The sequence below is a fragment of the Catenovulum sp. SX2 genome (genome assembly GCF_052056295.1).
In the GTDB taxonomy this organism is placed as follows: Bacteria; Pseudomonadota; Gammaproteobacteria; order Enterobacterales; family Alteromonadaceae; genus Catenovulum.
Genome location: NZ_CP182493.1, coordinates 590,971 through 613,648 on the forward strand (window position 1 = coordinate 590,971; position 22,678 = coordinate 613,648).

General features: G+C 40.0%; 17 protein-coding genes. 8 read left to right on the forward strand and 9 right to left on the reverse strand.

Features of this window, described 5'->3' with window-relative positions; translation table 11 throughout:
- Nucleotides 1–271: 271 nt before the first annotated feature.
- Nucleotides 272–1,108: an HDOD domain-containing protein gene (locus tag ACMZOO_RS02570; protein WP_440905249.1), complete on the forward strand. Its 837-nt coding sequence runs from the start codon at nt 272–274 to the stop codon at nt 1,106–1,108.
- Nucleotides 1,109–1,176: 68 nt separating this feature from the next.
- On the opposite strand, the gene argJ is transcribed toward ACMZOO_RS02570, so the two are convergent.
- Entirely contained in the window at nt 1,177–2,418 is a 1,242-nt protein-coding gene (argJ, locus tag ACMZOO_RS02575; RefSeq protein ID WP_440905250.1) for a bifunctional glutamate N-acetyltransferase/amino-acid acetyltransferase ArgJ, read from the reverse strand.
- Nucleotides 2,419–2,584: 166 nt separating this feature from the next.
- Between argJ and ACMZOO_RS02580 the strand changes: the two genes are divergently transcribed.
- Complete coding sequence (locus tag ACMZOO_RS02580; RefSeq protein WP_440905251.1) at nt 2,585–3,628, forward strand: LacI family DNA-binding transcriptional regulator; 1,044 nt, start codon at nt 2,585–2,587, stop codon at nt 3,626–3,628.
- A 90-nt stretch (nt 3,629–3,718) separates the two neighbouring features.
- On the opposite strand, the gene ACMZOO_RS02585 is transcribed toward ACMZOO_RS02580, so the two are convergent.
- Together ACMZOO_RS02585 and ACMZOO_RS02590 are read right to left on the reverse strand one after the other, a co-directional pair.
- Nucleotides 3,719–5,353, reverse strand: coding sequence for a methyl-accepting chemotaxis protein (locus ACMZOO_RS02585; protein ID WP_440905252.1), 1,635 nt, complete (start codon nt 5,351–5,353; stop codon nt 3,719–3,721).
- 150 nt (nt 5,354–5,503) lie between these two features.
- Nucleotides 5,504–6,265, reverse strand: coding sequence for a hydratase (locus ACMZOO_RS02590; protein WP_440905253.1), 762 nt, complete (start codon nt 6,263–6,265; stop codon nt 5,504–5,506).
- A 234-nt stretch (nt 6,266–6,499) separates the two neighbouring features.
- On the opposite strand from ACMZOO_RS02590, the gene ACMZOO_RS02595 reads away from it, so the two are divergent.
- The 5 genes from ACMZOO_RS02595 (at nt 6,500) to ACMZOO_RS02615 (ending at nt 12,312) form a co-directional block, all read left to right on the forward strand.
- Nucleotides 6,500–7,915 carry an ATP-binding protein gene (locus tag ACMZOO_RS02595; RefSeq protein ID WP_440905254.1) on the forward strand — a complete coding sequence of 472 codons (1,416 nt, stop codon included), beginning with the start codon at nt 6,500–6,502 and terminating at the stop codon, nt 7,913–7,915.
- 3 nt (nt 7,916–7,918) lie between these two features.
- On the forward strand, nt 7,919–8,608 hold the full coding sequence (locus ACMZOO_RS02600; protein WP_440905255.1) for a response regulator: 690 nt from the start codon (nt 7,919–7,921) through the stop codon (nt 8,606–8,608).
- 122 nt (nt 8,609–8,730) lie between these two features.
- Nucleotides 8,731–10,047 (forward strand): YHYH protein, encoded by a 1,317-nt coding sequence (locus tag ACMZOO_RS02605; RefSeq protein ID WP_440905256.1) that lies wholly within the window; start codon nt 8,731–8,733, stop codon nt 10,045–10,047.
- Nucleotides 10,048–10,065: 18 nt separating this feature from the next.
- Complete coding sequence (locus ACMZOO_RS02610; RefSeq protein ID WP_440905257.1) at nt 10,066–10,584, forward strand: hypothetical protein; 519 nt, start codon at nt 10,066–10,068, stop codon at nt 10,582–10,584.
- Nucleotides 10,585–10,725: 141 nt separating this feature from the next.
- Nucleotides 10,726–12,312 (forward strand): ABC-F family ATPase, encoded by a 1,587-nt coding sequence (locus tag ACMZOO_RS02615; RefSeq protein ID WP_016957886.1) that lies wholly within the window; start codon nt 10,726–10,728, stop codon nt 12,310–12,312.
- Nucleotides 12,313–12,359: 47 nt separating this feature from the next.
- Here the strand turns inward: ACMZOO_RS02615 and ACMZOO_RS02620 are convergent, their stop codons facing one another.
- From ACMZOO_RS02620 to ACMZOO_RS02645, 6 genes are all read right to left on the reverse strand, one after another.
- Entirely contained in the window at nt 12,360–13,238 is an 879-nt protein-coding gene (locus ACMZOO_RS02620; RefSeq protein ID WP_440905258.1) for a diguanylate cyclase, read from the reverse strand.
- A 172-nt stretch (nt 13,239–13,410) separates the two neighbouring features.
- A complete protein-coding gene (locus ACMZOO_RS02625; protein ID WP_440905259.1) occupies nt 13,411–15,582 on the reverse strand; it encodes an alpha-amylase family glycosyl hydrolase in 2,172 nt (723 codons plus the stop codon).
- 169 nt (nt 15,583–15,751) lie between these two features.
- Entirely contained in the window at nt 15,752–17,923 is a 2,172-nt protein-coding gene (locus ACMZOO_RS02630) for a carbohydrate-binding module family 20 domain-containing protein (RefSeq protein ID WP_440905260.1), read from the reverse strand.
- 186 nt (nt 17,924–18,109) lie between these two features.
- Nucleotides 18,110–20,005: an alpha-amylase family protein gene (locus tag ACMZOO_RS02635; RefSeq protein ID WP_440906327.1), complete on the reverse strand. Its 1,896-nt coding sequence runs from the start codon at nt 20,003–20,005 to the stop codon at nt 18,110–18,112.
- Between the two features lie 88 nt (nt 20,006–20,093).
- Complete coding sequence (locus ACMZOO_RS02640) at nt 20,094–21,398, reverse strand: sensor histidine kinase (RefSeq protein ID WP_440905261.1); 1,305 nt, start codon at nt 21,396–21,398, stop codon at nt 20,094–20,096.
- 8 nt (nt 21,399–21,406) lie between these two features.
- The gene (locus ACMZOO_RS02645) at nt 21,407–22,087 is read right to left on the reverse strand and encodes a response regulator transcription factor (protein WP_440905262.1); all 681 of its coding nucleotides are present in this window, start codon (nt 22,085–22,087) and stop codon (nt 21,407–21,409) included.
- A 10-nt stretch (nt 22,088–22,097) separates the two neighbouring features.
- On the opposite strand from ACMZOO_RS02645, the gene ACMZOO_RS02650 reads away from it, so the two are divergent.
- A complete protein-coding gene (locus ACMZOO_RS02650) occupies nt 22,098–22,652 on the forward strand; it encodes a hypothetical protein (RefSeq protein WP_440905263.1) in 555 nt (184 codons plus the stop codon).
- Nucleotides 22,653–22,678: the final 26 nt, after the last annotated feature.

Consider the following 22,678-nt stretch of genomic DNA (forward strand, 5'->3'; position numbering starts at 1 on the left):
GAAAAATAGACATGTTGGGCAATTTTGATTATGCGCAGCTGAGGTTAATTAATCTTAACTTTGGATAAATAGTCTTTGAAACGGGGCAGTTCAAGCTGCCCCTGTCAATGGTTAGATTGTGAAGTTTGCTACAAAAAAGTAACATTCTTGTAGATATTAATCGTTTTATAGTTCAGAATTCTCCTATAATTTATGTAAGCCAATGTTGAATTGGCAAACTCCAGTCATTATTAGATCGATAGGACGTCGCTCATTCATAGAGAAGACGGTTATGAAAATAGAAGAGTATATTACCAAAGCTGGAAGAACCTGCGCTTTACCTGATACCTGCCACAGAATACAAGAATTAATTGAAGACGACAGCTCGACCATGGCTGATATAGCTGAAGTATTGTCATTTGATCCTATTATTACTGGGCATGTTTTAAAATTAGCCAATAGCGCCTTGTATAACTTTAGTAGCCAGGTAGAAACGGTCGGCAAAGCCGTTACCCTGTTGGGCGCAGATGCTGTGTACAACTTAGTATTAGCAACAGGCACATCAACCGCCTTGGCTAAATTAGATACTTCAGCAATTGATTTGGATAGACATTGGCGTACCAGTATTAATACCGCATTAATCTACAAACGTTTCGCCAAAAAAGAACGGATTAAAAAAGCCGATAGTTTATTCGTAACTGGTTTATTACATGATGTAGGCGAATTAATTGTTGCACAAGTTAATCCGGCTGCTGCAACCAAGTGTGAACAAATACGCAGTAATCAACCATTACACTTAGTTCAACAAGAAGTGTTAGGGTTTGACTACGCAACTTTAGGCGCTATGTTATTTAAGCATTGGCGTTTACCTAATCACATGGTGAATTTGATTTTAAACCAACATAATATTGGCAGCTCATTAGAAAGCCAACTTATGTATTTGTCGTGCCGACTCGGTTTAATTAGTGTCTTTCCTGACCAATTCGACATGGATAAAATGCTGCCAAGCCAATTAGTCGAAATATTAGGTTACAGCAAAAATGATTTAGATGGTGCCATGGATTGGGCGAATATTGGTGCTTTTAGTGTATTTGCTATTGTTTGCCCTCAAGCAAACTCAGTTTATTAACACAAGCAGATAACGAGAATAAGAGCGAGATTAAAAAGGCAGGTTTCCCCTGCCTTTTTTCATAACAATTACGAGCGGTAATCAGCGTTTATACGCACATATTCATAACTAAAGTCACAAGTCCAAATAGTTACGTCTACATCACCACGATTTAGCTTAACTGTCATATCAATTTCAGCACGGTTCATAATGTTTTGACCATCAGCTTCTTTATAACTTTTTGCCAATCCGCCTTTGTCGGCAACCAATACATCACCTAAGTACAAATCAATTAAATTAGTATCAAGGTCGTTAAGAGAATCACATTCACGTGCCGCGTAACCAATAGCAGCCAATATTCGACCTAAATTTGGATCAGATGCAAAAAATGCAGTTTTAACCAACGGACTTTTACCTATCGCAAATCCAACCGCTTTAGCTTCAGCCATGGTTTTAGCACCATGCACATTAACTGACATAAATTTAGTTGCACCTTCACCGTCACGGACAATGGCTTGCGCGAGTTTTTGTGCACTTGCTAATAAAGATTGATAAAGCTCAGCAAAACCGGCTTGTTCTCGGCTATTGAATTGAACTTCACTTTGACCACTGGCAATAATAATAAAAGAATCATTGGTCGATGTATCACCGTCAACTGAAATACAGTTAAAAGACAAATCTGCAATTTCTTTCGTGATTTCAGTTAATAGCGATTGTTCAATACCCGCATCTGTCGCTAAATAGCCTAACATGGTTGCCATATTAGGATGGATCATACCCGCACCTTTGGAAATACCAGTTACGACAACTTGTTTGCCAGCAATGTTTAACTGTTCAGAAACTGCTTTTGGTGCAACGTCCGTGGTCATAATTGAATAAGCAGCGTCTTTCCAGTTGTCTTCAGCTAGATTATTTACCGCATTTGGTAATGCAGCTAATAGTCTATCCATTGGTAAATTTTCTAAAATAACCCCAGTAGAGAATGGGAGTACTGCGTCTTGTGGGATGGCTAACAACTCAGCGACTGCATTACAGGTTTTTTTCGCATCTAACATCCCCTGCTCGCCCGTTCCAGCATTCGCACAACCAGTATTCACAACTAAAGCACGAATACCTTTATTGCCAGCTAAATGTTGGCGACATAAAGTGACGGGGGCGGCACAAAAACGATTGAGGGTAAAAACACCAGCAACACTAGCACCTTCACACAATTCAATTACAAGTACATCTTTTCTATTCGCTTTTTTGATATGGCCTTGCGCCCAACCAAGCTTAACACCCGCGACTGGGTATAGTTCCATTGATTCAATTTCAGGTAGATTAACCGGCATCTTCTTCTCTATTAAAAGTCAGTTTTTGTGGATTTTAGCGGTTGCTTGAACACCTTGCAAAAGTTTTATATATGGAAAAAAGTTAAAAAATTGTCATAATCGAGCTTTCATTAACCACTAAAACCTTTTAGAATTGTCAGTCTTTATTAACATATTGGGCGTTTATGTGAATAAGAATAACAAACCACTTACACTCAAGAAAGTTGCCGAAGTTCTAAATTGCTCGACGGCGACAATATCGAATGCATTTAATCGACCAGATCAGCTATCTGCGTCATTGCGTGAGCGTATTCTGTCTGAATGCAAACGTATTGGATATCATGGCCCAAATATAACTGCACGAACGCTACGCAAAGGCGAGTCTGGTGTTATCGGTGTTTTGTTGTCAGACGCACTTTCGTATCATTTTACCGATCCTGTCGCCAATCAATTTCTACAGGGTATCAGTGAAGTTTTAGAAAAAAATAACAAACAACTGCTGTTACTGTCTAGTTCATCTAACAGTGCCAATACATCCGGAATAGAATCACTGCCAGACGGTTTTATTATCTATGGAAGTCAAGATAAAAATCCATTGTTCGAACGGGTTATCCAGCAAGGAAAACCCTGTATCACAGTAGATATTGACCTAGAAGGCTATCCTTCCGTTAACATTGATAACTACCAAGCAGCCTATGACATAGCCAGCCATGTTTTTATCAACGAGCCATCGCAGCCCGCTATCTTGGGTTTAAAACTCATTAGTAGTGATAGGGTTTGTCGCATAACACAAGCAGAGCTACTGCAGGAGTGTTTCTCAATATCCAGACGACGACTAAATGGTTATTTAGCCGCAGCTAAAACTAATAATTTAACTATCTCGCCTAGCCGAATTTGGCACATTCCAGAAAACAATTATCAACTTGCGTATCAAGCTGCGCATGAAGCACTGACCTCTCTGCCAATGCCTGATGCTTTGATTTGTATGAGTGATACCATAGCCATAGCGGCGATGGCTGTCGCTCGAGAGTTAAGTTTGGATATGCCGGATATTGTTAAAATAGTCGGATTTGACGATATTCCTGAAGCTTCACGCGTGACCCCTCCGTTAACAACTGTGTGCCAGCGCAGTAAAGAAAAAGGCAAAGTAGCAGCGGAACAATTATTAGCTGGAGAGCTCAGCCAAAATACTATCTTGCCATCAGAGCTGGTTATCCGTTTAAGCAGTTAGTCATTCAATGAGAAAACTTACGACTTAAACGTTATAGCCGAGTTTTTTAGTTAAACAGGCTCAAACCAGCAATTTACTCCACGTTTGCAATTATCGGCTAAAAAAATCTAAGTTACTTTTAACTTGTGTCGTTAAACCCACTAATGCTTGTGTCGCGCTTTGATTTTCATGCGATGCTTGAGTCACTGTATGTGCGGTATCCGCAATTCTATGCACACTGTTCATAATATCATCACAAACAATGCTTTGTTCTTCTGCTGCTGAGGCAATTTGATTGTTCATTTGATTAATAGTATCAACCGCCTTGGCTATGCCGTGTAATGACAAGTGAGTTTCAGATACAGTATTAACCGCATCGTCAGCCGCGACTATGCACGACTGCATTGACTCCACCCCACTTTTAGCACCTTGTCTTAAAGTATCTATCATGGTTTGAATTTCGCTGGTGCTATCTTGGGTACGTTTGGCTAAATGCCTGACTTCATCTGCCACTACCGCAAAACCACGACCTTCTTCACCAGCACGCGCCGCTTCAATAGCTGCATTCAGCGCTAACAAATTAGTTTGTTCGGCTATTTCACGAATAACATCTAATACAACCCCAATACTTTGCACATCTTGGCCTAACTTATTCACAACCGCATCACTGGCTTGTAATTGCTGAGTTAACGCCTGCATTTTATTCACGCTATTGCCAACAATATCTATCACAACGTCACTTTGTTCACTGGCTAAATTTGCGGCTTCAGCTGCTTGATTGGTGTTTTCAGCAACACTTTCTGAGGTTGCGGACATTTGGGTAATAGCGGTGACAACCAGGTCAATTTGTTGCTGTTGCGAATTTAATGACAATTCAATTTGTTTACTTCTATTTTCTGAATCTTGTGTTTGGCTCGCCAAATTTGCCGCTAAATTCTGCAAATTTTCCACCATGCTGCGCAACTTAGATTTCATAAAATAAGTCGCAGCTAAAATCGAATCTTGTTCAGTACACAGCTGCTCACCCGCTTGTTCACGCAAATTACCTTTTGAAACCGAATGAACTTGGCTAAATACCACTTTCGGCTCACCACCAATTAACGCAAGTAGATTTCTAAAGGTCCAAATAAGTGCACCTGCTAATACAAAAACTAAAGCTAAACATATAGTTAATAACCAGCTAGCTGTATTCCAAAACCTCTGATTAACTTCATCAAAGCCTATACCTGTGCCTATATACCAACCCCACAAGGGTGACTTTTGCACAATTGATAATTTATTTTCAATGCTGCCATCTGCTTTTAATTGCTGCCAAGTGTATTCTGCTAACTCATGCTCTGAAGTCTGTTTAGCCAAAGCATCTAACATAACCTGACCGACACTCTGCCCTTGGCTATCTTTAAATTCATGAAATGAAGAATTGTGTAATTGTGGATCGAGCGGTGCAGCAACAAAGTTCAACTGATTATCTACCACATAAACGTATTCCGACTCGTGATAAACATTTTTCCGCAATAGCTGGGTTGCAATGCGCTGAGCTTCAGCCAAAGTTAATACGCCACTTTGCTGAAGCTTTTCAAGGCTCAACACTGTGCTGTAGGTAGATTTAAATAGCTGGCCAACTCTGGCTTTGTTGTCTGCATCGCTGGCTATCTTTAAAGCCGACAATGCTACATAAGTCATTAGTAACAATCCAACCAAAATAGCTGAGACTAAAACAATAGTTTTTGCTTTTAAGCTGTTCATATATATACCCACCACAAATGACAACGCTGTCATTATTTATTCAATTTGGATAAAAAGTCAACAACAAGTTAGCGAATTTGATAATTAAATGAACACCTCAATGTTAGATTGAGGTGTATAAGACAAGAATTATTTGAAATAGATAAAAGATTAACTAATTAGATCAACTGTGTACTGACCTAAACCAGCATAACTCACATCAGCAGAAGCAAAGTTTAACTCTAAAACACCAGCGAACGAGCCTGTAATAATAGCTTGGCCTTTTTTAAGCTGATAACCATTTTCCAATGCAAAGTTGATAAACCATAACAAAGGAGCAGAAGCCAACTTGTTTGGGTGTTTGCCTTGATATTGTTCGGTTTGTTGATTCTGGGTTACTGCAATATCAATAGTTGCAGTGTTAAAAGCGGTTTGTTTGTCTATTTCAGGGCCTAAAAATAAACCTTGGTTGGTTAAACAATCCGCCAAACGTTCAAAGAATTCAGCTTGGCTACCATCTTGATAACGCGCTTGCATCAACTCCAGCGCCATATGACAGCTAGCAATAGCGGCATATATCTCACTTTCGCTATACCCCCCCTCTTTTGCGCTTAAGTCTTCTGCCAATACAAAGGCAATCTCTGGTTCAATACGTGCTTTAGCATTTTCAGGCATCAATTTAGCTTGTGAGCCAGTATAAAAACTATCTGCAAAAATAGGTGCAATCACCACTTTGTCTTCTGCAGGAGGCAATAAACATTTCCAACCAGCCACTTCACCTTGTTTTTGCTCTATCATTTGCAGCTGCACTGCCACGGCTGATTCAATATCATACGGGCGTGCATCAGCAGGTAAAGTATCAAATTTTTGTTCTGGTTGACGGCGCGCCAATAAAGTTTGCGCTGCAAGGTTAGTATCTATTGTTATTGTCATAATTAAGCTCGTTCATGGTTAAATTGGGTATAGAATATACGCCAAGTTGACAAAATATATGACTTATAAATAAATATATTCAGCATAATAAAGTGAAATTAATAAACGAACGGACACAATGTGCAGAACTTGTGCAGACATTTGGCAAAATACCGCTAACTTGCACCGACAAACTAGTCAGCAATAGCCGACTGGTATAAATTAACCATAATACTAGGTTTAAACCCACTGATTATGAAATTGTCGCACAAGCTATTTTTGATTTTATTCAGCTTAATTACTGTTATCCTCACGGCTTCGTTAATCTTGGCTGCGCTTAGTTTTAAATCTGGCTTTGTCGAATTTATTCAAAATCAAGAAAAACAAAAGTTGCGTAATCTAGCGCAAAGGTTGGTTCCTATTTACCAACAAAGCCAAGACTGGTCACAAATAAACGTGAGTCATTTGTCTCAACATGATTTGCCACAACCTATACGACCACGGCATAGAAGACATCCACCCGCAGGTCAACGACCACATCACCTAAGACCTGCAAGACACTCAGACTCAACACAAACTCAAAGGGGCGCCCCCATAGCGTTATTTGATGCTAACGGCAAGTTAGTTGTGGGTACAGAATACCCTGCGGACGATCGTTTACGCGTACAAATATCACTGAAAGATCAGCAACAGATCATAGGTTATTTACACAGTTGGATACCGGAAGTTCCAAAAGATGCTGTGACGGATTTATTTGTCCGCCAACAACTACACAACTTTGCCATCATAGCAATTGTCAGCTTGTTACTGACAATACTCTTGGTTGCCGTTGCCATTCCAAAAATGTTATCACCTATTCGACAGCTGTTAGCTAAGATAAACCAACTCGCAAGTGGTAACTTCAAAATAACCAAAGCCAAATATCATCAAGATGAGTTTGGTGAACTGAATAAACAGCTAGATCATTTAGCCGACACGCTAGATAAAAATCGCACAAGCAAAAACCGTTGGTTGGCTGATATTTCACATGAATTACGCACCCCCTTGTCTATTCTTGCCGGAGAAATTGAGCTGGTTAAAGCGGGTGTACGCCAAATGGATGAACAACAATTAGATTCGTTAGAACAAGAAGTTCAAAGGCTACACCATTTAGTGGAAGACTTATATCAATTATCTTTAGCTGATATAGGTGGACTCAGATATCAATTTGCCACGACAGATCTCGTTAAAATAATCGAGCAACAAATTGGATTAAATGCCGCCAACATAGAGCAAGCGAAATTAACCATAGAGTTATTCAGTCCTAAATCTCTTAGCTTGGTTGCCGATGAACAACGCATCGCCCAGTTAATCGCAAATTTAATCACCAACTCAGTTAAATATACAAATGCACCAGGGCTGATTAAAATTACCGTCAGCAAAGCACAAAATTTTGTGCAAATTGACGTTGAAGACAGTGCCCCAGCCATTGACAACAACAATTATCACAATGTATTTGAACCACTGTTTCAAGAAGATCAATCTAGAAGTCGAGCCAGCAAAGGTGCTGGGCTAGGCTTAACCATTTGCCAACAAATTGTTGCTGCACATAGAGGGCAAATCACAGCGTCAGCGTCTGAACTCGGTGGCGTAAAAATTACCGTGCAATTACCAATTCGCTCAGGGAGTTAAATTATGTCGAACAATAAACTGATATTAATCGTTGAAGACGAAGTTAAAATTGCACAACTACTTGCAGATTATTTGAAAGTAGAAGGTTTCGACTCACAAATTCTGCTGGATGGAGCCGATGCCGTCGAGAGTATTTTAACCTTAAAACCAGCTGCGGTTATTTTGGATAGAATGTTACCCAATGTTGATGGTTTAAGCATATGTAAAACAGTTAGAAAAAGCTCTGATGTACCTATTTTAATGTTAACCGCACGTATTGATGAAATTGACCGCTTAATAGGTTTAGAAAGTGGCGCTGATGATTATGTATGTAAACCCTTTTCGGTACGAGAAGTAGTAACCCGCATACAAATTATTTTACGTCGGGTGCAACAAGCGCAACAACCACATAGCTCGAATACTCGACTTGAACATGCCAATATTGTTTTAGATACAGATAAGTTTAGCTGCCATTTAGACAATCAAGCTGTCGAACTAACCTTAGTGGAATTTAGAATTTTAAAAACCTTAATGGCAAAACCCGGTGTGGTATTTAGCCGTGACAGCTTAATGGCAAATTGTTACGACGATGGCCGCATTGTCAGCCACAGAACCATAGACAGCCATATGAAAAATTTGCGCCACAAACTTGTCAGCAAAAATGCTGATTCTCCAATCCAAGCCATCTATGGCGTTGGTTATAAACTTAACTAAATATACCCAAGCTACTTGGGTATAACAGTTGCGCTAAATACTCACCACAACTGCACTAAATCTGCACATTTGCTTTATAGACTAGTGAAAGCTTTGATATTCGCTTTAACTTAGGAGCAAGTATGCAGATAACAACCAAATATTTAGTCATGGCAATCGCTATTACAAGCCTTCAATTGACAGCGTGTAAAGTGTCAACAACCACAGATGTTGATGAAGACGACACCGGCGTTGATGTAGAACAACCGAGCGACAATAACAACTCAAATGACAATGGCAATCAATCAGACAGCAGCTGGATAATAAATCAAAACGATGCTCGCTCTGTGCACATTATTGACAGCAGTACAGGTCAAGGTGTTTTAGTTAACGTGCAATCCGTCGAAGATGTGCAAAACAACGGGGTGGATTATACCTTAGTAACATCTGAAGGTGTGCCTGACTACCAAGTTGAAATAACCCAAGATATTTACGATTCACTGGCGAATCGGCCAAAAGCTAATTCAGATTTTGTTAATGCCCAACCTGAAGTATCAGTTGGAGAACGAGTCAATTTTGGTCAAGATATTGGTTATTCTAGCAATGTAAATTGCCAAAATAATCAAGGTTATGGCTATTGGCCTCCTGGGCCAGAATGTCCAACTCAAGATACCCGCGCTGTCTACTTACCTAAATCGCCGCAAGTAACCGACCAAGACTGTGATTCCGGATTAGGCAAAGTAGGTTTATGGGTAAATGGTTCATCTGTTTATAACTGGGGAGATGGCCAAACATACAATAATGAAGGTGACTGGAATACTTTAGCGCCAGTTGCTGAACAATATGATGTGGATATTTGTGGTGGCCACGCAGCCAATGGCGACTACCATCACCATTTTTATTCAACTTGTTTAGCCGATATGGTTGGCGACATGGCTGACGGACACTCGCCATTGTATGGTTATGCCGCGGATGGATATCCAATTTATGGCCCATGGGAAGCTGATGGTGTCCTCGCAATCAGCAGTTGGACAACTAGAGATTACGCTGCCAATTCAGCCACAGGTTGCTCAGACGGAGGTCGCAGCTGTGTATTGGTTGATCAATATGATGTTAGCCAAGGCACAGAAGCGGTTAATTCAGGCCCTGGTTTTGATGAAACAGTGCGCACCTTATCGGGTAATTTCTTGGTTGCATACAATGGTTTTTACCATCAAGACTATTATTGGGATGCAAATTTAACCGCACAAGGTTCACCTTATCTAGACCAATACAATGGTCACTCAGATGCACAGCGTGGCTATCACTACCATATAACAGTAACAACCGATAACAATAAACTCTCGCCGGCATTTCCTTACATTATCGGTGATAGATTTGCTGGTAAGTTGCAAGACAATGCGGTTGCCAGCTGTCGAACCGCTGGGACTATGGGTCCACCAAGTGGCTCACGTCGATAAAACAAGGAGAATGACTAAATGACTATGCAATCTTTACAACGACTTTTAACCTTTGCGATTATTTTTATTGGTGTACTCTTGCTCGCGGCAGTAAATGCCAAAGAAGTGCACCAACACTCAATGCAAGTTGTGCCAACCAACAAGATCCCGAAAATTGAATTATTGATTACGCGCGATCCAATGGATGGCATAAACGTACATCTAAATTTAGATAACTATATTTTAAATGCACCCAATGCAGACAACACCGACTTAGAATATGCACAGGATGACATATTACAAGGACATGCTCATGTATTTATTAATGGCAATAAGTACCTGCGTGCCTACGCAGCAGACTTTCATATACCAGCTAGCGCGCTTAAACAAGGTGTTAATCAAATAGCTGTATCTCTTAATAGCCACAAACATCAAAACTGGGTCTACCAAGAGCAGTTTATTGTCAGCTCAGTGTTTCTAAATTTAGATGAACCTCAATTGGTGTTACATAACTACAGTAGCCAACCACTAAACAAACAACACGCACATCATCATTAAGCTTAACCATAGAGAATGCTGCTTAGCAGCATTCTCTACTCGTGACTACCTCACAACAAAATATCCTTTGCATTAAAGCTGACTCGCCAGTTATTTCCACGTAAACTATGCGCAATTTTATTTTACGAGTAAGAAGTAATAGTGTTAATTGCAAATAACATCACTCAGCAGTTTGGTGCTAAGCCACTTTTTGAGAATATTTCACATAAATTTGGTGGTGGTAACCGCTATGGTCTAATTGGTGCAAATGGCTGTGGTAAATCCACATTTATGAAAATTTTAGGTCGTGATTTAGAGCCTTCCGCTGGCAACATCAGCCTAGATACAGGCGAGCGCATTGGTAAGTTACGTCAGGACCAATTTGCTTTTGAAAAATACAGTGTTATTGACACTGTTGTTATGGGTCATGGTGAACTTTGGAAAATTAAAGAAGAGCGTGATGCTATTTATGCCAAAGCAGAAATGACCGAAGAAGACGGCATGCGTGTAGCCGACTTAGAAACGGAATACGCCGAAATGGATGGCTACAGTGCAGAAAGCCGCGCTGGTGAATTATTAATTGGTGTAGGTATTGATGTTTCTTTGCATTATGGGCCAATGAGTGAAGTTGCCCCGGGTTACAAATTACGTGTGTTATTAGCCCAAGCGTTGTTTTCAGATCCTGATATTTTGTTACTCGACGAGCCAACCAATAACTTGGATATAGACACAATTCGTTGGTTAGAACAAACACTCAACCAACGTGAATCAACCATGATTATCATCTCGCATGATCGTCACTTCTTAAATACGGTTTGTACCCATATGGCCGATTTAGATTATGGTGAGTTACGTGTTTATCCAGGCAACTACGATGAATATATGCTTGCAGCAACACAGGCTCGTGCCCAGTTATTAGCGGACAATGCGAAAAAAGCCGCACAAATAACTGAACTAAAAGAATTCGTAGCGCGCTTCTCGGCGAATGCGTCTAAAGCGAAACAAGCAACTTCTCGTGCACGTCAAATTGACAAAATACAGCTTTCAGAAGTAAAAGCGTCGAGCCGAGTAAACCCGTTTATTCGCTTTGAACAAGAAAAACAATTGTTCCGTAATGCGTTAGAAATTGAAAACTTAAACAAAAGTTTTGACGATAAAAAGATCCTAAAGAACATTTCTTTACTGGCTGAAGTTGGCGAAAAAATTGCTGTTATCGGTGCCAATGGTATAGGTAAAACGACCTTTTTACGTTCACTAATGGGTGAACTTGAAGCTGATTCAGGCATGATTAAATGGTCGGAAAACGTCAACATAGGTTATTACGCGCAAGACCATGCCCATGAATTTGAAGAAGATTTGTCCTTGTTCGAATGGATGAGCCAATGGCGTCAAGAAGGTGATGATGATCAAGTTGTTCGTGGTTATTTAGGCCGTTTATTGTTCTCACAAGACGACATTAAAAAATCGGTTAAAGTTTGCTCTGGTGGTGAACAAGGTCGTTTGTTGTTTGGCAAAATTATGATGCACAAACCAAACATTTTAATTATGGACGAACCAACCAATCACTTGGATATGGAATCAATTGAGTCGTTAAACATTGCCCTTGAAAAATACGAAGGTACTTTGATTTTCGTCAGCCACGACCGCGAATTTGTCTCTAGTTTGGCTACACGTGTCATTGAACTTAACGACAATGGCTATAAAGATTTTAGTGGTAGTTATGAAGAGTTTTTAGCAGCTCAACAATAATTGAGTGGTTATAAGTTAGGCACTAAGTACAGTGCCTAACTATATGATTAGTAGTTAGTCTTTACCAATTCCATATTATTGATATCAAACCATAATTCTTTTCTATCCAATGGCGTTTTCGCAGGCATATTCGGATTAGCAATTCGAATAATTTTTCTGTCTTGAATTCTTACGCTTTTAAGTACGTCTTGAATAAGTGGATAGTTGAAAAAGAATTCATCAAATGAACCATCTGCAATTGCCGCTTCAAAGCGTTCTTCAATCGCATTCGCTAACTTAACATTGTCATTGGCAACAAATAAATATAACGCAAGTGGGTAAACCAACATCACATTTTTTTCAACTGTTAAGTTTAGATGTGGTCTAGCAGCAACTTCTGAAAAAGGTTCATGTACTGCACGCGGAAAATAATCGAACCTATCACCATCTAACATATAAAATAAGTTGTCGTATTTTACTGTGGTAATGGTATTAATTCCGGCATTCTCTAAAACGGCTGTGTCTGCCCAAGTTCTGCCCTGCCCAGCCTTAAACTCCAACAAATCTTGCATGTTATTAATATTGGCAAAACGGCTTTCTTCACCTTTGCGGATAATAAAAATTCTATGCCCTAATAAACCTTTCAATATAGGGATACGAATAGGACGAACTCGCTGTTCAAGATCTGACGAAGTACCAAATGCAGCAACACTTAAATTACCTGCGTCTATTTCAGTATGCTGGCGACCATAGGCTATATCTTGTGGGTAAGGCTGAAATTTATAGTTGCTGTCGTTTCTAAACAAAAACTTGAGTAAATCGACGTGATACTTATCTTTGGCTTCTGCAACATCCAAGTGAATTATCGTTTCGGCGTGGGTAAATAAAGAAAATAAACAACACAAAGTAAAACTGGATACAACTACAGCTTGTTTAAGTATACGCATTCAATAACACCTTAAGATAAAACGCCAAAATGAGACTTAACAATAATGCAACAAAGAGCTATTAATTTAAAGCTCTTTAGTCATTTTTTACTACTAAATAGCTAAAAAGACACTTAAGCCAACTCTAATGACTTAAGTGCCTTAACAAGTATAGATTAATTAGAGATGAACGCTAGAAAGAACCGCTACTAGTCACAATTCCTGTCGTTGGTGCATTAACCACATTATTATTGCCAGCTTGCCACTCTGGGTCACCAAGATCGCGTTTAATACATTTCCATTCAAAATTTGTATTTGCCGGTAAATTATCTAATCTTGCTGTCCAAGTTGGGTAAGCTGTTGGCTGCAATGCAAATGCTTGATTAACATCCCAATTGCCTAATTCTGCGATACCACCCACAGCATAAACATTTTGTCCCATCACTGTCGTTGCATTATCACAGCTAAATTCAACACTCGGCAGCGGTGATGCACTATCGTCACGCATTAATACCACAGCACCGTATGCTGGAATGTGCACATTGGTTATCTCATACGATTGTTCGCCACCACGGCTAGCAAAAGTGACATTATCTAAGTTATAAATCGGCCAACTTGTATTGGCTAATTCGATATATTTACCAGATATACCAACATCATAATCAAACCAAGTTGTACCGCGGAAATTCATCACGACCACATATTTACCATTATCGCGGACAAAAGCAGCAACACCGTTATCATTGTGAATATGGGTTACCCAACTATTGCCAGTGGCGAGTGAAATTTCGTCGTTGCGACGAATTTCATTAAGCTTTTTATACCAGTCGACAATTTTTTTACGTGCGGTATCTGTTGTGTAGTTATTGAGATCGAGTCTGTCATCCCACCAATCGATATGAAATTGGGTGGTTTCACCAGCTTCTTGGCCCATAAATACCATAGGTGTGCCGCGGGCTAAAATTGTGCCGGCCAATGATATTTGATTCATTTCCCAACCTTTGCCGTCTCTAGCCACTTTTGCGATACGTTCATCAACATTGCCAACTGTATCGTGTGACGAGGCAAATACAGTGGCATCTTGCCAACCGTCGCCGAATTCACCCCAAACATTAAACAAACGATCTAAATGATCACCTTTGAGAACAGCCTTAAAATCATGGTAAAAAGTATCAACCCACTGGCTATCCATAGGCCCATGATTACTGCCTGCAACAGAGCTGCCGGCATCATCTGAAGTTAATCCCCACCAATCTGGTAACTCTTCACCGGTAAACCAAATGTCATTATCAACTGCTTTTACTGAACCATATAATTCACGCAAAAACTGCCAACCGCCACCACTGCCCTGTACTGTGACATTTGCACTATCCACATTGTGGATTGTATTAGTCGAATCAAAACGGAAACCGTCAATTCTAAATTCTTTGGCTAAATATTTTGCATTCTCAATAAAAAAGTGTTTTGCTACATCATTGTCATAGTTAATTAATCCGCCCCAAACTGTGTCACCATCTAAGTATGTTTGGTTGTTCACCTGCCATAAAATATTGTCACCAATCGCCACATGGTTGTATTCCAAGTCAAGGATGACCGCAATGCCATTTTTATGCGCTTCGTCGACCAAAGCTTTAAGTGCATCAGGCCCACCAAATGACGACTCTATTGCATAGAAAAATGAGGGGTTATAACCCCAGCTGAAATTTCCTTCAAATTCACTGATAGGTAAAAACTCAATTGCAGTCACGCCTAAATCACTGATGTAATCGTTGGTACCATTGTTGTTTAGCTCTTCTGTCACTTGAGCAAATGGGCTACCACTGTTACGACTAGTAAAACGTAACGGGTGTAATTGATAGATGTTTAGGTAATGCTGTTGTGGCCTGTCCCAATTATTACTTTGCCATTGATAATGATCAGACAGATAGATTTTTGACATGCCAGTAGACAGGTTTGAATCCGTCACCCAACGTGCTGCGGGATCTTGCACTGTGATGATTTGGCCATCTCGTTCAATTTGAAAGCGATACTCGTCGCCATGTTGCGGCGCATTGGCAAAACTACTGTCTGTGCCTTTAAACCACCAGAATTTGCCATCTGGCGTTGGCGTTAACGCGACAGCACCGCCTTCCCATCCTGTAAAAGCGCCATAAAGTTTTACGTTGGTATCGTTGGCCTGAGCGTGAAAAATCGCATACCAAGTATCACCTTGTTTATACACGCCAGGTGACATTTGCCAAATGGCTTGCGAATCGCCGTTAAGCCAAGCTGGTGTAACCGCGAGCGTGTGCGATGATAATCCTATACCAAGCGCGAAAACGGCCGTAGCTAGGCATTGTTTTGCACTAACAAATTTGCTGAGCATAAATTTTCCTTTGTTTTGTGTGAGTGTAAGTGTGGAAGCCCTATGATTGGCCTCGAAATACACTCTACAACTGGAAAAGTGAAAATTTGGTTAAGATTTAAACATTTTTAAAACAAAAAAGGCGCGTATACCAATACGCGCCTTTGTGGGATTAACTAAAAACTAAAAACTAAAAACTACCAGAGCTGGTCACAGTGCCAGTTGACGGAGTATTGGCTAAATTATTACTGCCAGACTGCCACTGGACACTGCCAACATCACGTTTGATACACTTCCACTCAAAACTTGTGTTTGCCGGTAAATTATCTAGTGTCGCTGTCCAAGTTGGGTAAGCAGTAGGTTGCAACGCAAATGCTTGGTTGGTATCCCAATTGCCCAGTTCAGCGATATTGCCAACCACATAAACATTTTGTCCCCAGACTGTTGTTGCATTATCACATTTAAATTCAACCCTGGGTAAAGGCGCAGCAGTGTCGTCACGCATGAGTACTACAGCGCCGTATGCTGGAATGTGCACATTGGTTATCTCATACGATTGCTCACCACCACGGCTAGCAAAAGTGACATTATCTAAGTTATAAATCGGCCAACTTGTATTGGCTAATTCGATATATTTACCAGATATACCAACATCATAATCAAACCAAGTTGTCCCTTTAAAATTCATCACAACAACATATTTGCCGTTATCGCGCACAAATGCAGCTATACCATTTTCATTATGAATGTGGCTGACCCAACTATTGCCTGTTGCAATTGAAACCTCATCATTACGGCGAATTTCATTGAGTTTTTTGTACCAATCGAGGATTTTTTTCCGTCCGGCGTTGCTGGTGTAATCATTTAAATCAAGTCTGTCATCCCACCAATCGATATGAAATTGAGTCGTTTCGCCAGCTTCTTGCCCCATAAATGCCATAGGTGTGCCACGCGCTAAAATTGTGCCAGCAAGTGAAATTTGGTTCATTTCCCAACCTTTGCCGTCTCTAGCGATCTTGGCAATTCGTTCGTCGACGTTACCAACTTCATCATGGGAACTTGTATATACAGTCGCATCCTGCCAACCGTCGCCATATTCACCCCAGACGTTATATAAACGGTCTAAATGATCACCTGAAATAACCGCTTTAAAATTGTCATGGAATAAATCAACCCACTGACTATCCATAGGTGCATGGCTAGTTCCAGCAACACTGCTACCTAAATCATCAGCGGTGATACCCCACCAATCTGGCAGTTCTTCTGCGGTAAACCAAATGTCATTATCAACAGCTTTCACCGCGCCATATAACTCGCGTAAAAATTGCCAACCACCACCACTGCCTTGAACTGTGACAAAGCTACTGTTTACGTTATGAATAGTATTAGTATGGTCAAAACGAAAACCATCAATTTTAAATTCTTCAGCTAGGTATTTAACATTTTCAATTAAAAAGTGTTTTGCGACATCATTGTCAAAATTGTATAAACCACCCCAAACTGTATCTCCATCAAGATAAGTGTCGTTATTGACTTGCCATAAAATATTGTCGCCGGTGGCTACATGGTTAAATTCTAAATCTAAAATAACCGCAATACCGTTTTTATGCGCTTCGTCTACCATAGCTTTTAAAGCGTCTGGCCCACCATATGACGACTCAATTGCATAAAAAAACGATGGGTTATAACCCCAACTGACGTTACCTGCAAACTCGCTGATTGGTAGCAATTGCACAGCAGTGACGCCTAAATCATTGATGTAATCATTATTACCACTATTGTTAAGCTCTTCTGTCACTTCGGCAAAAGGTGTTGTGCCATTGCGGCTGGTAAAACGCAGCGGATGTAGTTGGTAAATGTTAAAATAATGCTGTTGTGGTCTGTCCCAATTATTACTTTGCCACTGATAATGCTCAGACAGGTAGATTTTTGACATACCAGTAGACAGATTTGAATCTGTCACCCAGCGTGCCGCTGGATCTTGTACTGTAATAGTTTGTCCATCTCGCTCTAACATAAAACGGTATTCGTCACCATGCTGTGGTGTATTGGCAAAGCTACTGTCAGTACCTTTAAACCACCAAAATTTACCATCTGGAGTTGGGGTTAAAGCCACACCACCAGCTTCCCAACCAGTAAAAGCGCCGTAAAGTTTTACATTGTTATCATTTGGCTGAGCGTGAAATATTGCGTACCAAGTATTTCCTTGTTTATACACGCCCGGAGACATCTGCCAAATAGCTTGTGGATCGTCATTTAACCAAGCGGGTGTAACTGCATAGCTAGGGTGTGAAAAACTGATCCCAAACCCGAATGCAAGGACGGCTAAACCTAGTTTGGCTTTATCAAAATTGATTTGCATTTTCTTTCCTTTGTTTTGTGTAAGTTATGTGTAGTAACTGAAACCAATGTTTATTGGTTTCAAATACACACTACACCGTCAAAGGTAAAAAATAGTTAAGATGTACATTTATGCAACAAAGGCACAAACTAAAGTTCGTGCCTTTGTTAAGTAACCTGAACTCAGGTTACTTAACAATTACAAAAATTACTGTATAGATAGGATTAATGAACCTAGCCCAGCTAGTTCAACATCAATTGAACCTCGGCCATTAGTGACGGTTAACTTGCTTTGATATTCACCATATAATTTTTCAGTTAATTTATATTGACCGTCTGCTAAGCCCATATCGGCAATAACGTCAGCAGGGATCACCAAATTAATCAAAGGTGTTTTTGTTTCAGCAAAATTGGCCACAATAACTAATTTTTCTTTATCGCTAAAACGCGCATAAGCAAATTGCTGATCTGTGTAAGTTTGATAATTAGCACTGCGGTTTACTTGGTGTAAATCTGCGTAAGCCCCCATTAACGCATCACTTGAAATGGTGAAGTTTAATAACCTTTGATAAAAATCGCGTAGTTGACGCTCATCATCCGTTAACTTACCACCATCAAATTTACCGCCATTCATCCATCTTTGGTGCGCAGGTACACCTGCATAATCAAAAATAGTGGTGCGGCTAGGATCGCCAAATCCGGTTTCTTCACTGCCGTCTTCACCCACTTCTTGACCAAAATAAACCATCATAGGTGATGTGCTTATAGTGGCTGACACCAACATGGCAGGTTTGCCTTTATTGGCATCACCGGCAAACTCAGGGCTCGCCACTCTTTGTTCATCGTGATTATCTAAAAAGTGCAATAAGTTGTGTTCAATATCTGCAAAACGATTTTGGATAGAAACCAAAGTATCGGTTGAACCTTTACCTTGCATCACAGGTTTTAAGCTGTCGTAAAAATCCACTTTATCGTATAGATAATCCATTTTGCCTAAATGAATGTAATCGCGATAGCGTTTTGGATTGTAGATTTCAGCCAATAAAAACGCGTCTGGATTCGCCATTTTAATCGACGAGTTCATATAGCTCCAAAACTCCACTGGCACCATTTCAGCCATATCAAAGCGGAAACCATCCACGCCTTTTTCTATCCAATATAAAGCTATGTCACGGAATTTAATCCAAGAATTAGGTACATCATGCTGCGACCAAAATTGAAAGTGTGCTTGGTAATCTTTTTGCGCAAAATCGGCAGGTAAAGTTGGAAAATCTAAACTGCCATCGGGTTTGACCCCATAGTTAATTTTGACTGTTTCGTACCAATCATGAAAATGCGGCTGGGCATGACGCGAACCATTGCCTGTCCATTTAGCCGGTGATTCGGCAAAATAATCATCAGCCAATGGGTGTTTTTCGCCACCTAAAGGTTTGTAATCATTTAGCGCTGCAGGCACTTTAAAATCTTGTTTTGGCACGTAGTAAAAATTGTTGTCGCGCGCATATTCAACCGAGGTGTCATCATTGACGCCAAAATCTTCGACCCCAGCAGGTTTATCTAACGATTGATAATTACGCGCAATATGATTTGGCACTATATCTATTAATACCTTTAAACCAGCAACATGCGTGCGTTCAATTAAAGCTTCAAATTCAGCAACACGCTTGGCGGGATCTATCGCTAAATCTGGATTAACCGAATAATAGTCTTTCACCGCGTAAGGTGAACCAGCACGACCTTTGACCACATCAGGGTCATCATTGCTAATACCATAAGCACTATAATCATTAATTACAGCGTGGTGTGGTACACCTGTGTACCAAATATGCGTAACGCCTAAATCTTTAATTGCATTCAGTGCTGTTGGGGTAAAATCAGCAAATTTACCAACGCCATTTTCTTCAATTGTTCCCCAAGGTTTGTTGGTGGTATTGGTGTTACCGAACAAACGGGTAAACACCTGATAGACCACATATTTGTGTTCAGGATTTAGTTGTTTGGTTTGGCTTGCAGCTGACATATTTTGGCGATTATTAGTTTCACCATGGGTTGACACACAGGCCGTGAATAAAGCAGCACTCGCACCTGCAATGACTAAACCCATAGCTAGCTTAGATTTAAACAATTTCACTCGATATCCTCTAATTTTAGTTTATTAAATCGAAGATACCGCAAGGCGGGTTAAATTAAGGTTAAGGAATGATAAGTTCGACTCTGCGGCCGTTAGTTAAAGGTGTAACTAAGTATTGAATATTCAGTCGTTTAGCGATTTTTTCAACTATAACTAAGCCAATACCAAATCCATCAGGGTTATTTTTACCGTCTATGTCATCAATATCTTGATTAGTCACAATCACACTGCTTGGGGTCACCTCAGCAACAATTTCACCATTAAAGGTATTTTGTGCGGCGTTGCGCAATAAGTTGTTCAAGACAATTTGCAGTAAAGTTGTATGCGATTGCACTATGCGCTTTTCGCCAAAAAGCTGCAGTGTTACCGGCTTCTTTTCAAGCAAATATTGATTGTCTATTTGTGCTTTTTCTAACATAACCAACAAGTCACAATCGGTATATTCAAGCTCTTGTTCGGTTTCTTTGCTGATCCACAATAAAGCTTCAGTTTGGTATTTCATGTCAGAAACCACCTGCTCCATGCGATACAAAACTTTGCGCTCGTTCGGCTCTAAATCAGCCATAATCGCATCGAGAATTTCCATATTGGCCGATAATATTGCAACCTGAGTGCGCAGCTCATGGCTAGAAAATTTGGCAAAAGATTGCTCTTTTTCTAATACCTGATTAAACGCCATTAAACTTTTACTGACTGTTGTTGCCAACGGGGTTAAACCGCGCTCAGCTAATTTGGGAGGGGTAACATTTGCTTTGGCAAGCGACAAACCTTGCGCCCAATCGGCCAACTTGGCTAGGTTGGAATCCATTTTATAGGTGTAGGTTACCTGAGCTAAAAACAACAAAGTGATGATAATGGCTGAAGTGAATATCACGGGTTGTAAACTTTGCCTTAGATGAATTTCAATCAGTTCATCGTTTAGCTCAGGTGCAAAACGAAAAAATGTCCAATAACTGCCCTGCCCATCGCCTTGATTAATTGGAATTGGATAAACAATTGCAAAATTTGCGACTGAAAACAGGCCATTAAAACTATCAAAAACCAGATTTATTTTATTGTTAATGAGTTGAGTTGGATCTGCTGGGACATAAGGTAACACTTTCTGCAGTTTTGCGTAATCAGCCACCAGCTGCATTTTGCGATTGCCAAGCGATACCTGACTATTGTCTTGATAAACCTGAGGGTTAGCTTGCATACGGGCAACTGTACGGCGGGAAAATTCTGACAATAAATCAGCATGGGATTCGGCGATATTGATATGCAGATAAACAAATTTAAAACAGATATATACGCACACCAAAATAGCCCCAGCAAAAGCTAACCAGAAGGCAAAATGATGACGAAAAGCTGAATTAAATAGTGACATAATAAATATTAACTTTGCCCCGCCAGCTTAAAACCAAAACCACTGACCGAGTGTAAAATAGCAAAATCGAAAGGTTTATCTAACACTTTGCGCAAGTTATAAATATGCACTTTAAGAGATTCAATATCTTCCACCTCTTCGCCCCAAATCGCAAAAGCGAGATCTTGTTTACTCACGGGCTCAGGGTAACTTTTAGCGAGCACCTCTAATATATTCCAAGCTGATTTAGTTAATTTAACCGGTTGTTGCTGGCGATAAGCTTTGCGCTGTTTTAAATTTAATTGTAATTGGCACTCTTTAATATCAAGTGTTTCTACTACATTGCTTTTACGATTAGATAAAGATTTTACTCTGGCCAATAACTCACGGAGTTCAAAGGGTTTAGTTAAATAATCATCAGCGCCTTTATCAAACCCCAACAGCTTGTCATCTAAACCATCGTTTGCTGAGATAAAAATAAACGGGATATCAGCACCGGATGCACGGACATTGTGACAAAATTCTAATCCATCCATTTTCGGCATGTTTACATCACAGGCGATCACATCATAATTTGACTGCTGTAAAAAGTTAGTTGCTTGTTTACCATTGGTACATGGGTCAACCGTAATGCCCTGCAATTCAAAGTATTGCATTACTGAATCAGCTAACCTAACATCGTCTTCAACTAAAAGCACACGTATTGTCATCTTGTTACCTATGTATCTGCCTAACCTTTATCGCGGCGCGGTTGTTGCCTTTATCTGTCAATTTTTATTGGCCTGTGACAATGTTTATACACTGTCAAAAACCATTGAACAGCCGCTGACTTTTGCGCAATTTGAACAAATGCAAGGCTACCCATTAGACTATGATTTATACCTACCCAGCCCAATTAACTTTTGGAGCCATGTTGATAACTTCAAATTCATCTATGAAGAACAAACACAAATTTATTGGTTAAAAAACATAGTCTTAAACAAACACGTTCGCGATAACAATGCGCTTGATTTCAAAATATCCAACGTTGACTGGCATCACCAATTTGGTTTTGGCCATATGCGCATTAACCCAGACGAATCTATATTTAGCGTACCCGAACAAGGTCAAATAATCTTTCAGCTGATCTACTCAAATAACGCGAGCAACTTAACCTTGGAACTGCCACATAATACAGATGCCAACTATGTTTCTTTTGCGATAAAAGTGCTTGATAGCAGTATAAAACCTAAAGCGTTATTGTTTGCACAGCTGTCAAATAAACCAATACCTTAGTATCATTCTGGCACAAGCAAGCACAA

What these genes read in the sequence shown, in the direction of transcription:
- ACMZOO_RS02570 (WP_440905249.1), top strand. Translation starts at nt 272, where the DNA reads ATGAAAATAGAAGAGTATATTACCAAAGCTGGAAGAACCTGCGCTTTA.
- argJ (WP_440905250.1), bottom strand. Translation starts at nt 2,418, where the DNA reads ATGCCGGTTAATCTACCTGAAATTGAATCAATGGAACTATACCCAGTC.
- ACMZOO_RS02585 (WP_440905252.1), bottom strand. Translation starts at nt 5,353, where the DNA reads ATGAACAGCTTAAAAGCAAAAACTATTGTTTTAGTCTCAGCTATTTTG.
- ACMZOO_RS02590 (WP_440905253.1), bottom strand. Translation starts at nt 6,265, where the DNA reads ATGACAATAACAATAGATACTAACCTTGCAGCGCAAACTTTATTGGCG.
- ACMZOO_RS02595 (WP_440905254.1), top strand. Translation starts at nt 6,500, where the DNA reads ATGAAATTGTCGCACAAGCTATTTTTGATTTTATTCAGCTTAATTACT.
- ACMZOO_RS02600 (WP_440905255.1), top strand. Translation starts at nt 7,919, where the DNA reads ATGTCGAACAATAAACTGATATTAATCGTTGAAGACGAAGTTAAAATT.
- ACMZOO_RS02605 (WP_440905256.1), top strand. Translation starts at nt 8,731, where the DNA reads ATGCAGATAACAACCAAATATTTAGTCATGGCAATCGCTATTACAAGC.
- ACMZOO_RS02610 (WP_440905257.1), top strand. Translation starts at nt 10,066, where the DNA reads ATGACTATGCAATCTTTACAACGACTTTTAACCTTTGCGATTATTTTT.
- ACMZOO_RS02620 (WP_440905258.1), bottom strand. Translation starts at nt 13,238, where the DNA reads ATGCGTATACTTAAACAAGCTGTAGTTGTATCCAGTTTTACTTTGTGT.
- ACMZOO_RS02625 (WP_440905259.1), bottom strand. Translation starts at nt 15,582, where the DNA reads ATGCTCAGCAAATTTGTTAGTGCAAAACAATGCCTAGCTACGGCCGTT.
- ACMZOO_RS02630 (WP_440905260.1), bottom strand. Translation starts at nt 17,923, where the DNA reads ATGCAAATCAATTTTGATAAAGCCAAACTAGGTTTAGCCGTCCTTGCA.
- ACMZOO_RS02635 (WP_440906327.1), bottom strand. Translation starts at nt 20,005, where the DNA reads ATGGGTTTAGTCATTGCAGGTGCGAGTGCTGCTTTATTCACGGCCTGT.
- ACMZOO_RS02640 (WP_440905261.1), bottom strand. Translation starts at nt 21,398, where the DNA reads ATGTCACTATTTAATTCAGCTTTTCGTCATCATTTTGCCTTCTGGTTA.
- ACMZOO_RS02645 (WP_440905262.1), bottom strand. Translation starts at nt 22,087, where the DNA reads ATGACAATACGTGTGCTTTTAGTTGAAGACGATGTTAGGTTAGCTGAT.
- ACMZOO_RS02650 (WP_440905263.1), top strand. Translation starts at nt 22,098, where the DNA reads ATGTATCTGCCTAACCTTTATCGCGGCGCGGTTGTTGCCTTTATCTGT.